This is a genomic window from Mesorhizobium sp., assembly GCF_017306585.1.
In the GTDB taxonomy this organism is placed as follows: domain Bacteria; phylum Pseudomonadota; class Alphaproteobacteria; order Rhizobiales; family Rhizobiaceae; genus Mesorhizobium.
In genome coordinates, this window is record NZ_JAFKIC010000248.1 from 1 (window position 1) to 16784 (window position 16784).

Here is a 16784-nt window from a genome sequence, read left to right on the forward strand (position 1 = left end):
TGGCGGGTCAGGCTCAACGCCGGAAAGCGAACCGGGTCGGGGGCTTCGAAACTCAGAGTTGTCAGGGCGGCGAGATCGAGCCGCGGGCACGGCGTCCTCATCCGTTCAGGCCAAGCCAGCGTGTAGGCGATCGGGGTACGCATGTCGGCGGGGCCGAGCTGGGCCAGTACCGACCCGTCGACATAGGCGACCAGGCTGTGCACCACCGATTGCGGATGGACGAGGATCTCGATCCGCTCCTCGGGTACCGGAAAGAGATGCGAAGCCTCGATCAATTCGAGGCCCTTGTTCATCAGCGTCGCCGAGTCCACCGAGATCTTGGCGCCCATGCTCCAGTTGGGATGGGCCACGGCCTGCGCCGGCGTCACGTCGCGCATTTCGCCGAGCGACAAGCGGCGGAACGGCCCGCCGGAGGCGGTAAGGATCAGGCGGTCGACACTTTCAGGCTGCGCGAAGTCGAATACCTGGAAAATCGCGTTGTGCTCGGAATCGACCGGCAAAAGCGTCGCGCCATGCCGCGCGACCGCCTTCATCACCAGATCGCCCCCGGATTTCCCTGAGACTTGCATAGCCAGGACTGCAAGACAATTGCCTTGCATCGCGGCCCCGTCTTCCGGAACTGCTTTGTCTTCCCGGGGGCGCGTTCGACGGCCGATGGTGCCGGGAGCGCGCGCCTGGCTTTAAACACTTTCAAAAATCTGGGCGGTTGCGCAAATTTGGCACGATCGTGCGTCATGCTATTGTGACAGACGCGTTGAACGGCAGGATGAGCACATGACCGGCAAGCTGATCGCGGCAATCGTCGGTGCGGAAAGCACGGTGATCCAGAAACTTCTGGCCGAGGCCGTTTCGGATTGGCAGCGGGCGGGCGTGCAGATCTGCGGCGTCGTGGAAGAGGCGCATGGGCTGACGGGCCGCTCATGCAGTTCCGGTTTTCTGCGCAACCTTCAGACCGGCAATGTCTTCGCCATGTATCTGGACGAGCCACCGGCGCACACGTCGTGCCATCTCGACGAGATGGGCGTGGTCGATGCCTGCGCCAGCATCATCGACGATGTCGCGGCCAGCGATCTCGTCGTGCTGAGCAAATTCGGCAAGGTGGAGGCGGTGGGCAGCGGTCTGTTCGAGGCGTTCGAGGCCGCCATCAGATCAGGCAAGCCCTTGCTGACCTCGGTCGCGCCCAAGCATCACTACGCATGGCAGCGCTTCGCGCCGGACGCCGCTTTCATCAAGCCCGACCGTGCCTCGATCGAAGCGTGGAGACGGGATGTCGCCAATGCTTCTTATCGAGGGCATGGAGCGAGCTGGGCGCTGTCGCTTTGAGCGGCTGGATGATGATTGCACCACAGCGGTCGTTGGCGCTGCCCCTCATCGCCCTGCCGGACATTTCTCCCCGTGGAACGGGGAGAAAGAAGCTGTCCATCAAGTGTTGAACTTGAACAGCATCACGTCGCCGTCCTGGACGACGTATTCCTTGCCTTCGTCGCGCGCCTTGCCGGCTTCCTTGGCAGCCACTTCGCCGCCCAGCGTGACGAAGTCGTTGTAGGCGATGGTCTGGGCGCGGATGAAGCCGCGCTCGAAGTCGGTGTGGATGACGCCGGCGGCCTGCGGGGCCTTGTCGCCCTTGTGGATGGTCCAGGCGCGCGTTTCCTTCGGGCCGGCGGTGAAATAGGTGATGAGATGCAAAAGGTCGTAGCCGGCGCGGATCACCTTGTTCAGGCCGGGTTCGTCGAGGCCGAGCGAGGACAGGAATTCCATCTCTTCCTCGTCCGAGAGCTGGGCGACTTCGGCCTCGATCGCGGCGGAGATCACCACGGTGCCGGCGCCCTGCGCGGCGGCCATCTTTTCCACGGCCCTGCTGTGCTCGTTGCCGGTGGCGGCGTCGGCCTCGGCGACGTTGCAGACATAGAGCACGGGATGCGAGGTCAGAAGGTTCAGCCCCTGCAGGATGCGCAGGTCCTCGGCTGAAATGCCCTTGAGCAGGATGCGGGTCGGCTTGCCGGCCTGCAGCAGCTCCAGCGCCGCCTCCATCGTCGGCAGCACCGTGGTCGCTTCCTTGTCCTTGCTGGCGGCGCGCTTGCGGAACTGGGTGATGCGGCGCTCGAGGCTTTCCAGGTCGGCGAGCATCAGCTCGGTCTCGACCGTCTCGGCGTCGGCGACCGGATCGATGCGGCCCTCGACATGGGTGATGTCGTCATCCTCGAAGCAGCGCAGCACATGCACGATGGCGTCGACCTCGCGGATATTGGCGAGGAACTGGTTGCCCAGGCCTTCGCCCTTGGAGGCGCCGCGCACCAGGCCGGCAATGTCGACGAAGGAGATGCGCGTCGGGATGATCTCTTTCGACTTGGCGATGGCCGCGATCTTCTGCAGGCGCTGATCAGGCACCGCCACCTCGCCGGTGTTCGGTTCGATGGTGCAGAAGGGATAGTTGGCGGCCTGCGCCGCAGCAGTCCTGGTCAACGCGTTGAAAAGCGTCGACTTGCCGACGTTGGGCAAGCCAACGATGCCGCATTTGAAACCCATTTTCGTCCGGTCCTATCGGGAAAGCGAAATTTGAGCAGGGCTATGGGCGATAGGGGTGATCAACGTCAAGCCCTAACAGGGCAGGCGACCGTTCCGGCGATACCGTGGGCCGGACTCTAGCCCGCGAGTTCCCGCAGTCTCGCGAGCCGGCGCGGTTCCCTGTCGGCAAAGACGGCGTCGTTGCCCAGAACCGCGAGCGCATGCCGGGCGTCGATGCGGGCACGCTGCCGATCGCCGAGCCCGGCATGGCATTCGGCCAGTTCCTCGTGGATGTAGGGCGCCGCTTCGCCGTCGGCGGCCGCAGCACCAGCCACATCCTCGGCAAGGCGCCGGGCGTCTTCAAGACGGCCGAGCGCGCGCAGCGTGCGGATGACCGCATAGCGCGCGATGCGCAGCTCGCGCGCCTGGCCGCGCGAGTGCCGGACCTCCGCCGCTTGCTCGAAAACGGGTAGCGCGTCCTCGTACCTGCCGGCGTCGAACCAGGACCAGCCGAGATTGTTGAGCAGCGGCCCGCGCCATGCTTCCGCCTCTGGATGGTCGTCGACATAGGCAAGGCCGATCGCGGTCCATTCGATGGCATCGCCGAGCGTGCCGGCAATGGCGATCATGTGGGCGGCATCGGCCGCCAGCGCATGCGCCCGCGCTTCCCGCGCCAGCCGCCAGGCTTCCTCGAACAGCGGCCGCGCGGCGTCTTTCTGACCGGCGGAGTTGTACAGGCGGCCGCGTTCGATGGCGCATCTGGCAAGCCCTGCCGCATCGTTGTCGGCGAGGCGCATGGCCTGGTCGATCAGCGCGTGGGCGGCGCCGAAATCACCGGCCACGCCCAGTTGCCTGGCCCTTCCGGCCAGATCCGAAACCGTGTCCATCATGCCGATCCCATCCACCGGCGCGCCCGCGCCGGATGCACTGCTAGAGCGGTTCAGCGTTTCATGGAAACGCCGAACCGCTCTAACTCTTTGTTTTTACGCAATTCCGGACGGAAAACCGTTACACACTTTTCCTGGAATTGCTCCTAGCGTGCGTCATCGCCTGCCGGCAATCACGCGTTCGTCAATACGGCGTGATGGACGCTCCGGCTAATTTAGAACTGTCGCATGACGACAGTTTCACCAGAGAGGGAGTTCCGACATGACACAGTCCAAGCTTTCCCGTCGTGACAGTCTGCGTAACATTGCCATGCTGGGCGTCGCGGGGGCGGCCGTCGCCACGGCATTCAGCTCCAGACCGGCCGAAGCGGCGCAGCCGCATATGGCCAAGGCGTTGAATGATCTCCAGGCGGCGCTCAATCAGTTGCAGGCGGCGCTGCCCGACAAGGGCGGCCATCGCGTCAAGGCGATGGCGCTGGTGAAGGATGCCATCGACGAGACGACCAAGGGCATGGCCGTCGGCGCGATGTAGGTTTCGCAGCGGCGCTGCCTGACCATTGCGGCGGCGCCGGTTCACTCCTTGCCGAACAGCTTCTTCAGCATGGCGGCCATCGGGCCGGTCTCCGGCAGCTTGGCGGGCGCCTGCTGCGGGCGGGCCTGGCGGACATGGCTCTGCTGTTTGGGAGCCTGCTTCTGCGCTGGCTTCTCCGGCTCGACCCCGGCCTTGCCCTGAACGGCAAGTGCCGCCTTGTTCATGAAACCGGATTCGTCGCCCTTGACGATCATGGCGGCGTTGTCGGCGATCGCGTCGAGCAACGGATCGAGCCACTCGCGGTCGGCCTTGGCGAAATCGCCGAGCACATGATGCTGGACCATTTCCTTGACGCCGGGATGGCCGACGCCGATGCGCACGCGCCTGTAAGTATTGCCGACATGGCCGTCGATTGAGCGGATGCCGTTATGGCCGCCGGCGCCGCCGCCGGTCTTGATGCGCAGCTTGCCTTCGGCGAGGTCGATCTCGTCGTAGAAAACGGTGAGCGCGGAGGGGGCGAGCTTGTAGAAGCGCAAGGCTTCGCCGACCGACTGGCCGGACAGGTTCATGAAGGTCTGCGGCTTGATCAGGATGATCTTTTCGCCGCCGAGCATGCCTTCGCAGATCAGGCCCTGGAACTTCTTCGACCAGGGCGAAAAGGAATGGCGGCGGGCGATGGCGTCCGCCGCCATGAAGCCGACATTGTGCCGGTTTTCAGCGTATTTCGCGCCCGGATTGCCGAGGCCTGCAAAGACAAGCATCGTCCGCTCCGGGCGTGAAAAGAGTTACTTCTCTTCGGCGGCAGGAGCCGCTTCGGTCGTGGCTTCGGCCGTCTCTTCCGTCTCCGGCTTCATCGCCGCCGAACCGGCAATGGTCGCGATGGTAAAGTCGCGATCGGAGATGACCGGCTTGACGCCGGCCGGCAGCTTGACCGCCGAGATGTGGATCGAATCGCCGATGTCGGCGCCGGCGAGATCGACGGTGATGAATTCCGGGATCGCATTGGCCGGGCAGTGGAACTCGACCTCGTGACGCACGATGTTGAGCACGCCGCCGCGCTTGATGCCGGGCGACTTGTCTTCATTGATGAAGTGGACAGGCACGTCGACATTGACTTCGGTGTCCTTGCCGATGCGCAGGAAGTCGACATGGACAGGGAAATCCTTGACCGGGTCGAGCTGGAAGTCCTTCGGCAGGACCTGGATCTTCTTGCCGCCGACATCGATCGTGGCGACCGTGGTCAGGAACCCGCCGCCGTGGATCTTGTAGTAGACGTCCTTGTAGTTCAGCGCGATCGCCAGGGGAGGCTGCTTGTCGCCGTAAATTACTGCAGGCACTTTACCATCGCGGCGAACTGCACGGGCGGACCCCTTACCGACCTGTTCGCGCGCTTCGGCCTTGAGCTCGTAAGTATCGTGGCTCATGGTTTTTCCTTTCGCGTGTTATGGAGCGTCCGCGGAAGGGCACGGGCCCGACCGTAAACGTCGAAAGCCGCCGGACCTCGATACCCGGGTGAGGGCGCCGCCTGAAACGGAGCTTGTTCGGGATCACAAGGGGAAGGCAGCCTTCCGCCGCGTTGCCTCCAAGGGTGTCTACGCGGGTGGCGGCTCTATAGCGGAAGGCGGGCGGGCGTGCAAGCCATGGCCGGCTAGGGCGGGCCCGGTACCCTGATACCACCCAGGCAATGCTCAGTTCCCGGCCAGTGTGGAGAGGGCGCTGAGCAGCCTCGGCCTGTCCTTGCCGATCATCAGCACGCCACTGTCGGGGGCGAGCAGCGCCGAGAACGGCAGCATGGCCGCGCCGATCGACGAAGCCTCGGCGCCGAACTGCCCGGGCACGATCTCGGGCGCGACGATGCCGATGGCGCTCGTCTGATTGAACTGGCTCTGCACTCTTACCAGCAATTCGCGATGGATCGGCCGCGGCAGGATCGAGTCGAGGACGATGGCCTCGAGGTCGATGATGGAGGTGATGGCGATGATCGCCTCGACCAGGGCGCTGGCGCAATCGTCGATCCACTCGAACAGCGGCACGCGCGCGCCCTGCGGCAGCGGATCGAGCTCGCGGACACGGTTGATCTCGATGCCGTGCGACCGGAGATGGTTGACCAGCACATAGATCGAGGCGCGGTGCAGCAGGCTCTGGTAGCGCGCCGGCTTGGCGGCCATCGAGGCGAGGCCCGAGGGTGAAACCGGCAAGGGGCCGAGGGCGGCGCTGTTGCCATGCGGTCCGGTATGGACCTTGCCGCCCTGCACGAGGCCGCCGCCGACGAAAGTGTCGATCGAGATGTGCATGAAGTCCTGGAACCGCGCGCCGGCGCCCTGGACAAGTTCGGCCAGGGCTGCCGAAGAAGCATCGTTTTCGACGAAGACCGGCGTTTTCGGCTGGGTGGCGAAGCATGTCGTCAGGTCGATCGCTTCCCAGCGGCTGCCGAGATCGTCGGGAAAGCCGAGTTCCTCGCTCCAGCCGCCGAGGAAATAGGGCGAGGCGATGCCGATGCCGACGACGCTGGCATTGTCGAGCCCGTCGACAAGCTGGCCGAAATTGGCGAGCGAGGTATTGCCGGCCTTCAGCACCAGATCAGGATCGGGATAACGGTATTCGTGCGATTCACGCGCCCGGACCTCGCCGGCGAAGTCGACCAGCACCGCCTCCAGCGCGCGGCGGCCTATCTTGATGCCGACGCTGTAGATGCGCTCCGGCATCAGCCGGTAGAGGATGGACGGCGACCCGCGCTGTCCGAACCTTTTCCCCACTTGCTTTACGAATCCCGAAGACTCCAGCCCGTCAACGATGTCGGCGACGGCGGCCGGGGTGAGGTGCGCGGCGCGCGCCAGGTCGGATTTGGACGCTTCCTTCAGGCGGCGGATGGTGTCGAGCACGAAGCGCTCGTTGTAGTGCCTGACCTTGACTGAATTGCTGCCTTTTCCGGACAAACCGGCGTCTCCCAATCTGTTGGCGCCAAGCTCGCGTGGCCTGGGCAGAGGGCTGCCCGGCTCACGCCGTTGCGCGGCGCGACAGTGCGCGCGGCGGCCAAGGAAGTCAATTTTCCAGTTGCGGCCCAGAGCTATTTAATATAGCAAACTGAAAAAATAACTACGATCGGGGAGGAGAGGTGCTTCAGTTGGGCGCGCATGGCGAAGCTGTTGCGACGGCTGGGCAGGGGGCCGTTCCGGTCGCCCTCGTCGGGGCCACCAAGGCATTCGGCGGCACGATCGCGCTGAAGGATGCGTCCTTCGAATTGCGGGCCGGCGAGGTGCTGGCGCTGCTGGGCGAAAACGGCGCCGGCAAGAGCACCTGCGTGAAGCTTCTGGCCGGCGTTCATTCGCCGACCGGGGGGCATGTCGAGGTCGACGGCAAGGCCGTCGTCTTCCGCTCTCCTCACGACGCCCAGGCCGCCAGCATCGCCGTCATGCATCAGCATCCCGGCCTGTTTCCGGATCTGTCGGTGGCCGAAAACATCTATCTCGGCCACATGCCGCGCGACCGCTTCGGCGGCATCGACAACGCCGCCATGCTGGCCGGCGCGCGCAAGGTGCTGGCGACGGTCGGCCTTGGCGTCGCGGCCGATACGCGGCTTGGAACGCTGCGCACTTCCGAACAGCAACTCGTCGAGATCGCGCGCGCGCTGTCTCTCGATGCGCGCGTGCTGATCATGGACGAACCGACGGCGGCGTTGTCGCAGCGCGAGGTCGAGCGGCTGTTCGCGGTCGTCGCCGATCTCAGGCAGCATGGCGTGGCGATGATGTTCGTCGGCCACCGTATGGACGAGATTTTCCGCATCGCCGATCGTATCGCCGTGCTGCGCGACGGACGCCTCGTCGGCGTCAGGCCCAAGGCCGAACTCGGCCGCGCCGCCGCCATCAGCATGATGGTCGGGCGCGAGGTCAGCGACCTCTATCCCAAGCGCGGCGAGGCGCCCGGCGCGCTGGTGCTGGAAACGCGCGGTCTGTCGCGCGCCGGCGGGTTTTCCGGCATCGACCTCAAGCTTCATGCCGGCGAGGTGCTGGGGCTCGGCGGGCTGGTCGGCAGCGGGCGCACCGAGATCGCGCGTGTGCTGTTCGGCATCGACCAGCCGGACGAAGGCGAGATCTTCATCGACGGCAAGGCCGTGCGCTTCGCCTCGGCGCGCGATGCGATGGACGCGCGCATCGCCTATGTCTCGGAAGACCGCATGGGCCAGAGCCTGGTGATGGACTTCGCCATCCTCGACAATGCCGTGCTGCCGGTGCTGGACAAGGCGGCGCCCTTCGGCCTCTACGGCACCGACCGCGCTATCGGCCTCGTCGCCGACTGGCTGAAGCGCATGAAGCTGCGCTTCTCCGGCTACCAGCAGCCGGTGAAGGAATTGTCGGGCGGCAACCAGCAGAAGGTGGTGCTGGCCAAATGGCTGCGCACCGAGCCGCGCGTCCTGATCCTCGACGAGCCGACGCAAGGCATCGATGTCGGCACCAAGGCCGAGGTGCACGCCATGATAGCCGACCTTGCCGCGCAAGGCATGGCGATCCTCTTGATCTCGTCCGAGATGCCGGAACTGATCGGCATGTGCGACCGCATCGTCGTGCTGCGCGAAGGCCACCGCACGGCAGAGTTCGCCGGCGGCGAAGCCACGCAGGAAAAGGTGCTGGAGGCAGCGACAAGGACGGTCGAGCACGCCGATCCGACTGACACTGCACACGCAGCCTTCGAGGAGCGGACAAAGGGACCGCTCGACTTTCTCAAGCGCCGCGAGTTCGGTCTGCTCGCCGCGATGCTGGCCGTCGCCATTCCCGTCACCATCATCAACCCGCGCATGGTGAGCGCGGCCAACATCACCGCCGTCTCGATGGATGCCGCGCTGCTGGTGGTCGCGGCGCTCGCCCAGATGCTGGTGCTGATCACCCGCAACATCGACCTGTCGATCGCCTCGGTGATCGGCCTTTCCGCCTACATGGCGGCCAGTATGGTGCAGGCCTATCCCGGGCTCGACATCGCCGTTGGGCTTGCCACCGCCTGCGCCGTCGGCAGCGCGGCCGGTCTGCTCAACGGCCTCGTCGTTACCAGGGGCAGGATCCCGGCGATCGTCGTGACCCTTGCCTCGATGTCGATCCTTCGCGGCTTCAATTCGATCTGGGCGGCCGGCAACCAGATCAGCGCCGACAAGGTGACACAGGCCTGGCTCGACATGACCGGGCTGAAGATCGCCGGCGTGCCGCTGATCGTGGTCATTGCGTTCGCCGTCCTTGGCCTTGGCTATGTGCTGTTCTATCGCACGGCCACCGGGCGGGAGCTGTTCGCCGCCGGCTCCAACCCGGACGGGGCGCGCCTCATCGGCATCCCCGTCGACCGGCGCATCCTGATGGCATTCGGACTGGCCGGCCTGCTCGGCGGGTTGTGCGGCGCGCTCTGGGCTTCGCGCTACGCCACCATCGATGCCCGCGTCGCGCTCGGCTTCGAGCTGACGGTGATCGCTTCGGCCGTGGTCGGCGGCGTCGCCATCCGTGGCGGGTCCGGCACTCTGCTCGGCATCGTGCTCGGCGCGCTCACCCTGCTGGTGATCAAGAACGGGCTGACGCTGGTGCGCGTCGATCCGCTGTGGCTGCAGGGTGTCTACGGCCTGGTGATCCTGGTCGCCATCGGCATCGACACCTTCATCGTGCGGCGCGCCGAACAGGCCAGGCAGGCGAGGACGAGATGAGCAGGCTTTTGCGCGCTATCGATTTCTGGGATCTGCTGCTGGCTGTCGCCTGTCTCGCGGTCTTCCTCTATGCGGCGGCCTTCGTGCCCAACTTCCTGTCGGGTTTCAATCTTTCGCAGCTCGCGGCCAGCGCCTCGGAGAAGGCGCTGCTGATCCTGCCGATGACGCTGCTCATCATCACCCGCGAGATCGACCTGTCGATCGCCTCGGTGCTGGCGCTGACCTCGGTGATCTTCGGCCTGCTCGTCCAGGCCGGCGTGCCGACGCTGGCGGCGATCCCGCTGACGCTCGTCTTCGGCGGCCTGCTCGGCGCCTTCAACGGCTTCCTGGTCTCGCGCCTCGGCTTGCAGTCGCTGGTGGTGACGCTCGGCACCATGGCGCTCTATCGCGGCATCGGTTACATCCTGCTCGGCACCGGTTCGGTCAACATACTGCCGCCCGCCGTCGTCGATTTCGGCATAAACAATCTGCCGGGAACGCAGATTCCGTGGACTATCGTGCCGTTCCTGCTGCTGGCGCCGGTGTTTGCCGTCGTCCTGCAGAAGACGCCGACGGGCAAGCGCCTCTACGCGCTGGGCGGCAGCCCTGAGGTGGCGCGTTACTCCGGCATAAATACGCGTCGCATGGTGCTGAACCTGTTCGTCGTCTCCGGCATCGTCGCGGCGATCGCCGGCATCGTCTACACGGCGCGCCTCTCCAACGCGCGGGCCAACAATGCGCTTGGCATGGAACTCGACGTCATCACCATCGTGCTGCTCGGCGGCGTCAGCGTGTTCGGCGGCAAGGGGCGGCTGACCGGCGTCATGCTGGCGCTGGTGCTGATCGCGGTGATCCGCAACGTGCTGGCGCTCAACCAGATCGGCGGCGACGCCCAAGGCATGATCATCGGCCTGCTCCTGATCGGCTCGCTGCTGGTCGGCAATTACTGGCGCTCCCTGGAGGAGCGGCTCTCCAGATCGCGCGCGCTGCGCGAAACCAAGGGGTGATCTCGGGACCCTTCCTTCAAGCCCGAATGTTGTGACGGAGGAGTACAATGAAAGCATTCAGATTAGCCTTGCTCGCATCCGCGGTCCTGCTCGCGCCGGCCTCGCTGGCCTTTGGGCAGGAGTGCGCCAAGGAACCCGTGACCGTCGGCTTCCTGCCCAAGCTCGACACCGATCCCTACTTCAAGGTCGCCCAGCAGGGCGCCGAGGAGGCCGCCAAGGAAATCGGCGGCAAGGCGATCCAGGTCGCGCCGTCGCAGGCCACCGCCGAAGCGCAGATCGACTTCATCAACAGCCTGGTTTCGCAGAAGGTCGGCGTGATCGCGATTTCGGCCAACGACGCCAATGCCGTGGCGCCGGCGCTGAAGCGCGCCGCGCAGCAGGGCGTCAGGGTCGTCTCCTACGATTCCGACGTTGCCGGCGATGCCCGCTCCATCTTCATCAACCAGGCCAAGGGCGACAGCCTTGCCGAGATGATGCTCGAAAGCGCCTACAACCTGACCGGCGGCGAGGGCGAGTTCGCCATCCTGTCGTCGACGCCGACGGCCACCAACCAGAATGCCTGGATCGACTTCATGAAGAAGAAGATGGCGGCCGAGCCGAAATTCGCCAAGATGAAGCTGGTCCAGGTCGCCTATGGCGAGGAGAGCGAGCAGATCAACCAGCAGCAGGCGCTGGCGCTGGTGCAGGCTTTCCCCGACCTCAAGGCGATCATCGTTCCGGCCGGCATCGGCCTGCCGGCCGCGGCGCGCGCGCTGGAGGAAGCCGGCCTTATCGGCAAGGTCAAGCTGACCGGGCTGGCGCCGGCGACGCTGATCTCGAAATACATCAAGGATGGCGCCGCGCAGGACATCTGGTGGAACGTGTCCGACCTCGGCTACCTGACCTACCAGGCCGCACAGGCGCTGGCGCAGTGCAAGATCACCGGCAAGGAAGGCGACAAGTTCACCGCCGGCCGCCTCGGCGAATACACGATCGGCGCCAGCGGCGAACTGATCCTCGGGCCGGCCAAGATCGTCACCCCCGACAATCTGGCCGAGTTCAAGTTCTGACGCTGCTTGAGACAATGGCGGCGCCGGCTCAACCGGCGCCGCTTCCAGTTCTTTAGTCTTTCAGACGAACGGCGCGGGTGCGACGATGAAAATCCTGCTTGCGGGCGAGACCTTCGCGGCGACGACCTCGGTCGCGACCGGAGGCGATGTGCTGACCAGTGCGACGTCAATCAATGGCGCGGCGGCGTTCAACGCCGCGCTCGCCGCTGAGGGTATAGCGGTGACGCAGATTGGCGGCGACCGCTGCGCGGCCGAGTTTCCGTTCGATCTCGATGCGCTTGCCCCGTACCGCGCGGTGGTGATTTCCGATGTCGGGGCGCTGACCCTACTGGTGACACCGGATGCGCGCGCCGGCCGCCCCGGCATCAACCGCCTCGACGTCCTCAAGGCCTATGTCGAAGCTGGCGGCGGCCTGATGCTGGCGGGCGGCTATATGGGTTTCCAGGGCATGTTCGGCACGGCGCGGTTCTACGATACGCCTGTCGAGGACGTGCTGCCGGTGCGCTGCCTGCCCTACAGCGACGGCATGGAGGTGCCGCAGGGCCTCCATGCATCGATCCTGCAACCGGCCCACCCGATCCTTGCCGGCGTGGACGGGCCGTTGCCGCCGATCCTCGGCATGAACAAGGTGGATTTCAGGAGCGACGGTTCCTCCCGGCTGCTGGCCACCTGCCGTCATCGCGGCGCGGACTGGCCGCTGCTTGCCGTGCGCAACCATGGGCGCGGCCGGACAGTGGCCTGGACGACCGATATCGGTCCGCACTGGCTGTCGCAGGATTTTCTCAGCTGGCCGCTCTACGGCAGGCTGATGGCCAACATCATGCGCTGGCTGGCCGACGGCGACTAGGAGCCTTCGGCAGGGAACACCAGTTTGACCAGCGCCGTGGCCGGCGCTCCCTCCGGCCCTCGCTGACCGCAACGGCGCTGGTCAAAACCACCTCGACATCAATCGCAGAAGGACCCGCCATGAAATTTCCTGTCGACGCCCGCCGAAAGATCGGCTGACCATGGACAAGTGGGACGATCTCCTGGCGCGCATTGTCCAAACCGAGGCCGCCGGCGCCCGCGTCATGATCGCGATTGCCGGCCCGCCGGCCGCCGGCAAGTCATTCATCTCGGAGCGTTTGCAGGCAGCGCTTGCACCGGAAGGGGCTGAGATCCTGCCGATGGACGGTTTTCACTACGACAATGCGGTGCTCGACCAGCTCGGGCTGCGCCCGCGCAAGGGAGCGCCCGAGACGTTCGATTTCGACGGTTTCGAGCTTGCCTTGCGCCGGGTCCGCGACAGCGAGACCACCATAGCCGTGCCGACATTCGACCGGAATCTCGACCTGTCGCGCGCGAGCGCCAGGCTGATCGCGGCATCGACCCGCTATGTCATCGTGGAGGGGAACTACCTTCTGCTCGATCGTGCGCCATGGTCGGGCCTGGCGCGGCTGTTCGACCTGACGCTGTTCCTTGATGCGCCACGGTCGGAGCTCGAAGACCGGCTGATGAAACGGTGGACCGATCTCGATTATTCGACAGGGGATGCCGAGGCCAAGGTGCGCGGCAACGACATGCTGAATGTCGATCTGGTGCTGGAGCGCAGCCTGGCGCCCGACATCCGCTGGCGCTCAGCCGGTTGATCGTCGGGCAAGCTATCGATCGCTGCTCAGCGCGGCCCGCAGCGCCTGGACCTGGCGATTGAGCGCGTCGAGCTCGGCGAGCGTCATGCCAGAGCGCTCGACCAGGGTCTCGTTCAAGCAGTTGCACTGGACCAGCAGCGCGCGGCCGGCTGATGTCAGGTCGACCTGGACCTGGCGCTCGTCGGCCTGGCTGCGCTGGCGGGTGACGAGACCGGCCTGCTCCATGCGCTTGACCAGCGGCGTGATGGTGCTCGATTCCAAAGCGAGCCGATGCGCGACCGCGCCGACCGACATGCCGTCAGCCTCTCCCAAAGCATTGAGCACCAGATATTGCGGATAGGTGATGCCCATCTCGTCGAGCATGGGCTTGTAGGTGCGATTGATCGCCATCGAGGTGGCGTAGAGGGTGAAACAGAGCTGATTGTCCAGCGGGAGAGGCACGGCGCATTTCCTTCTTGCCTGTTAGCCGGCATTCCATACCGCAAAAAATGATATCGCGATACATATTTTTATGGACAAGCGATCCGGCTTGCGCTAGCCATATTATTATCGCGATATCATTTATCGTGAAACTAAATATCAAAGGAGATTGAGATGACCTCGCAGACCAAGTCAGGTTCGGGCAGCGGCACGATCACCACCAAGGACGGAACGCAGATCTACTACAAGGACTGGGGGACCGGTCAGCCCATCGTCTTCCATCACGGCTGGCCGTTGAGCAGCGACGACTGGGATGCCCAGATGCTGTTTTTCCTCTCTAAGGGCTATCGCGTCATCGCGCATGACAGGCGCGGCCATGGCCGCTCGACCCAGACCGACATCGGCAATGAGATGGACACCTATGCCGCCGACGTGGCGGCGCTTGTCGCGCATCTCGACCTGAAGGACGCCATCCATGTAGGCCATTCGACCGGTGGCGGCGAGGTGGCGCGTTATGTCGCGCAATACGGGTCGGGCGGCCGCGTCGCCAAGGCGGTGCTGATCGGCGCCGTGCCGCCGATCATGCTAAAGACCCCGGCCAATCCGGGCGGCCTGCCGATCGAGGTGTTCGACGGCTTTCGCTCAACCCAGGCGGCCAACCGCGCGCAGTTCTTCCGCGATGTTCCGGCCGGCCCGTTCTACGGCTTCAACCGTCCGGGCGCCGAGGTGTCGCAAGGGGTCATCGACAATTGGTGGCGGCAGGGCATGATGGGCGGCACCAAGGCGCATTACGACTGCATCAAGGCCTTTTCGGAAACCGATTTCACCGAGGATCTGAAGAAGATCGAGGTGCCGGTGCTGGTCATGCATGGCGATGACGACCAGATCGTGCCGATCGCGGACTCCGCATTGCTGACCATCAAGCTGCTCAGGAAGGGCGAGCTCAAGGTCTACAAGGGCTTCCCGCATGGCATGGCGACGACCCATGCAGACGTCATCAACGCCGATCTGCTGGCCTTCTTCAGGGCGTAAGTTCTCCGGTTAAAACAGAAAAGGCACCCGCTATGCCGCGGGTGCCTTTTTTCGTTGGCAGATTGGGTATGACGAGGCGGATCAGGCCTTCCTGGCCTCCTTCATGTTGGGCAGGAACACCGTCAGCAGGCCCAGGAAGGGCAGGTACGAGCAGATCTGGAAGACGAAGTCGATGCCCTTCATGTCGGCGACGACGCCAAGCACGGCGGCCGCTATGCCGCCCATGCCGAAGGCGAAGCCGAAGAAGATGCCGGCGATCATGCCGACGCGGCCCGGCACCAGCTCCTGCGCGAAGACGACGATGTTGGAGAAGGCCGAGGACAGGATCAGCCCGATCAGCACCGTCAGCACCATCGTCCATTCCAGGTTGGCGTAAGGGAGCGCCAGCGTGAAGGGCAGCACGCCGACGATCGAGAACCAGATCATCGCCTTCTGTCCGTAACGGTCGCCGAACGGCCCGCCGAGCAGGATGCCCAGCGCCGAGGCGCCGAGGAACAGGAACAGCATCACTTGGCTCATCTGCACCGAAACGCCGAACTTATGGATGGAGTAGAAGGTGTAGTAGCTGGCGAGGCTGGAGATGTAGGCATTCTTGCTCAGCACCAGCAGCGTCAGCACCACCAGCGCGCTCATGACCTTGCGGCGCGAGAAGGGCGAGACGGTGCTGACGGCCTTGCGAGCACCTTGCGCGGCGCGCAGCCGGCTGTACCAGCCGCCGACCCGCCACAGGATGAAGATGCCGATCAGCGAGCCGAAGGCGAACCAGGCGATGCTGGTCTGGCCGAAGGGCACGACGATGAAGGCGGCCAGCAACGGCCCCAGCGACTGGCCGAAATTGCCGCCGACCTGGAACAGCGATTGCGCAAGGCCGAACCGGCCGCCCGAGGCGAAGCGGGCGATGCGCGAGGATTCGGGATGGAAGATCGCCGAGCCGATGCCGATCAGCGAGGCGCCGATCAACAGCAGGTAATAGTGGCCGGCATAGGCCAGCACGACCAGCCCGATCAGCGACGAGGCCATGCCCCAGGGCAGGGAATAAGGCATCGGCCGCTTGTCGGTGACCATGCCGATCACCGGCTGCAGCAGCGATGCCGTTACCTGGAAGGTGAAGGTCAGCAGGCCGATCTGCCAGAAATCGAGGCCGTAATTGTCTTTGAGCAACGGATAAATGGCCGATAGCAGCGACTGCATGATGTCGTTGATGCAGTGGCACAGGCTTACCGCCAGAATGACGGTGAAGGCCGTCGCCTGGGCTGAGATGGGACTGGCGCTCGCGGGCGCCGCGACGCTGCTTGCTGTCGTATCGGTCAAGATAGGCTCCGTGGTCTTTTTGGCGGGCACGCCCGCAGGGCAGTCCGGCGGGCGCTCCTGCGGCCGCCTTCGGGACGATTGCCTTATAAGCTGCTTGCAGGGCGACTTCTTTCGTGGTTTGGTCCAATAGTTTCGCAAGTGGGCCATAGCCGATGCCGCATGGCAGGGAAATCTTTCGCGCCGGCAATGGCAATCTCGGTCAATTGCACGAGAGCCGCTGGCAATGGCTGGAGGAAGTGGCCGGCCCCGCGGTGGCCTTGCCTACCGAGTATCCGGACGGTTATCTCGTACCGCGGCACCGCCACAGCCGCAGCCAGCTGTTGCATGCATTGGTCGGCGTCGTGCTGGTGACGACCCGGCACGGACGCTGGATGGTGCCGCCCGACCACGCCATGTGGATTCCGGCCGGCACCGAGCATTCCGTCGAGATGCTGGGCGATGTCTCGATGCGTTCGGTCTATGTCATGCCGGGCGCGATCCCGGGGCTGCCAGACAGCCTGCGCGTCGTCGGCGTTACCGAGCTGATGCACAGCCTGATCGTGGAATCGGAGAAACTGCCGCAAGGCGGCGAGCTGGAAGGGCGCGGCGGGTTGATCATGAACCTGCTGCTGCATGAAATCCCGACCTTGCCGGAACGGCCGCTCGGCCTGCCGTTCCCGTCCGATCCCAAGCTGGCGGCGCTCTGCCGGCGCTTCGTCGCGGCACCTTCGCCACATGCCACGATCGATGAATGGGCCGATGCCGCCGGCATGAGCCG

At 65.0% G+C, this 16784-nt stretch carries 16 protein-coding genes and 1 pseudogene; 9 read left to right on the forward strand and 8 right to left on the reverse strand.

All coding sequences use genetic code 11. The features are described from left to right. A pseudogene (locus J0I79_RS29785) lies at nucleotides 1–545 on the reverse strand (1-deoxy-D-xylulose-5-phosphate reductoisomerase); the annotation flags it as partial. 229 nt (nucleotides 546–774) lie between these two features. Here J0I79_RS29785 and J0I79_RS29790 point away from each other — a divergent pair. After that, nucleotides 775–1323 carry a DUF2478 domain-containing protein gene (locus tag J0I79_RS29790; protein ID WP_292867921.1) on the forward strand — a complete coding sequence of 183 codons (549 nt, stop codon included), beginning with the start codon at nucleotides 775–777 and terminating at the stop codon, nucleotides 1321–1323. A 99-nt stretch (nucleotides 1324–1422) separates the two neighbouring features. Here J0I79_RS29790 and ychF read toward each other — a convergent pair whose 3' ends face one another. Both ychF and J0I79_RS29800 read right to left on the reverse strand, forming a co-directional pair. Beyond that, nucleotides 1423–2526, reverse strand: coding sequence for a redox-regulated ATPase YchF (gene ychF / locus J0I79_RS29795; protein WP_292867924.1), 1104 nt, complete (start codon nucleotides 2524–2526; stop codon nucleotides 1423–1425). A 116-nt stretch (nucleotides 2527–2642) separates the two neighbouring features. Next, nucleotides 2643–3395 carry a tetratricopeptide repeat protein gene (locus J0I79_RS29800; protein ID WP_292867928.1) on the reverse strand — a complete coding sequence of 251 codons (753 nt, stop codon included), beginning with the start codon at nucleotides 3393–3395 and terminating at the stop codon, nucleotides 2643–2645. A 259-nt stretch (nucleotides 3396–3654) separates the two neighbouring features. Here J0I79_RS29800 and J0I79_RS29805 point away from each other — a divergent pair, with 259 nt between their 5' ends. Then, nucleotides 3655–3924 carry a hypothetical protein gene (locus tag J0I79_RS29805; protein ID WP_292867931.1) on the forward strand — a complete coding sequence of 90 codons (270 nt, stop codon included), beginning with the start codon at nucleotides 3655–3657 and terminating at the stop codon, nucleotides 3922–3924. 41 nt (nucleotides 3925–3965) lie between these two features. Here J0I79_RS29805 and pth read toward each other — a convergent pair whose 3' ends face one another. The 3 genes from pth to J0I79_RS29820 all read right to left on the reverse strand — a co-directional run bounded on the left by pth (nucleotide 3966) and on the right by J0I79_RS29820 (nucleotide 6860). Next, nucleotides 3966–4685, reverse strand: coding sequence for an aminoacyl-tRNA hydrolase (gene pth, locus J0I79_RS29810; RefSeq protein ID WP_292867933.1), 720 nt, complete (start codon nucleotides 4683–4685; stop codon nucleotides 3966–3968). 24 nt (nucleotides 4686–4709) lie between these two features. Continuing rightward, a complete protein-coding gene (locus J0I79_RS29815) occupies nucleotides 4710–5348 on the reverse strand; it encodes a 50S ribosomal protein L25/general stress protein Ctc (RefSeq protein ID WP_292867936.1) in 639 nt (212 codons plus the stop codon). Nucleotides 5349–5612: 264 nt separating this feature from the next. Beyond that, nucleotides 5613–6860: an ROK family transcriptional regulator gene (locus J0I79_RS29820; protein ID WP_292867939.1), complete on the reverse strand. Its 1248-nt coding sequence runs from the start codon at nucleotides 6858–6860 to the stop codon at nucleotides 5613–5615. A 179-nt stretch (nucleotides 6861–7039) separates the two neighbouring features. Between J0I79_RS29820 and J0I79_RS29825 the strand changes: the two genes are divergently transcribed. From J0I79_RS29825 to J0I79_RS29845, 5 genes are all read left to right on the forward strand, one after another. Beyond that, nucleotides 7040–9601, forward strand: a complete 2562-nt coding sequence (locus J0I79_RS29825) for an ATP-binding cassette domain-containing protein (RefSeq protein ID WP_292867942.1) — start codon at nucleotides 7040–7042, stop codon at nucleotides 9599–9601. Beyond that, entirely contained in the window at nucleotides 9598–10587 is a 990-nt protein-coding gene (locus J0I79_RS29830) for an ABC transporter permease (RefSeq protein ID WP_292867945.1), read from the forward strand. Before J0I79_RS29825 ends, J0I79_RS29830 begins: the two co-directional genes overlap by 4 nt. A 47-nt stretch (nucleotides 10588–10634) precedes the next feature. Continuing rightward, on the forward strand, nucleotides 10635–11636 hold the full coding sequence (locus J0I79_RS29835; RefSeq protein WP_292867948.1) for a rhamnose ABC transporter substrate-binding protein: 1002 nt from the start codon (nucleotides 10635–10637) through the stop codon (nucleotides 11634–11636). Between the two features lie 85 nt (nucleotides 11637–11721). Continuing rightward, nucleotides 11722–12483, forward strand: coding sequence for a glutamine amidotransferase (locus tag J0I79_RS29840; RefSeq protein WP_292867951.1), 762 nt, complete (start codon nucleotides 11722–11724; stop codon nucleotides 12481–12483). Nucleotides 12484–12643: 160 nt separating this feature from the next. Then, complete coding sequence (locus tag J0I79_RS29845) at nucleotides 12644–13264, forward strand: nucleoside/nucleotide kinase family protein (RefSeq protein ID WP_292867954.1); 621 nt, start codon at nucleotides 12644–12646, stop codon at nucleotides 13262–13264. Nucleotides 13265–13276: 12 nt separating this feature from the next. Here J0I79_RS29845 and J0I79_RS29850 read toward each other — a convergent pair whose 3' ends face one another. Further along, on the reverse strand, nucleotides 13277–13705 hold the full coding sequence (locus J0I79_RS29850; RefSeq protein WP_292867957.1) for a MarR family transcriptional regulator: 429 nt from the start codon (nucleotides 13703–13705) through the stop codon (nucleotides 13277–13279). Between the two features lie 153 nt (nucleotides 13706–13858). Between J0I79_RS29850 and J0I79_RS29855 the strand changes: the two genes are divergently transcribed. Beyond that, nucleotides 13859–14716, forward strand: coding sequence for an alpha/beta hydrolase (locus J0I79_RS29855; protein ID WP_292867960.1), 858 nt, complete (start codon nucleotides 13859–13861; stop codon nucleotides 14714–14716). 81 nt (nucleotides 14717–14797) lie between these two features. On the opposite strand, the gene J0I79_RS29860 is transcribed toward J0I79_RS29855, so the two are convergent. Beyond that, nucleotides 14798–16027 carry an MFS transporter gene (locus tag J0I79_RS29860; RefSeq protein WP_292867963.1) on the reverse strand — a complete coding sequence of 410 codons (1230 nt, stop codon included), beginning with the start codon at nucleotides 16025–16027 and terminating at the stop codon, nucleotides 14798–14800. A gap of 152 nt (nucleotides 16028–16179) precedes the next feature. Between J0I79_RS29860 and J0I79_RS29865 the strand changes: the two genes are divergently transcribed. Next, the coding region (locus tag J0I79_RS29865; protein ID WP_292867966.1) for an AraC family ligand binding domain-containing protein at nucleotides 16180–16784 on the forward strand (605 nt) is incomplete at its 3' end.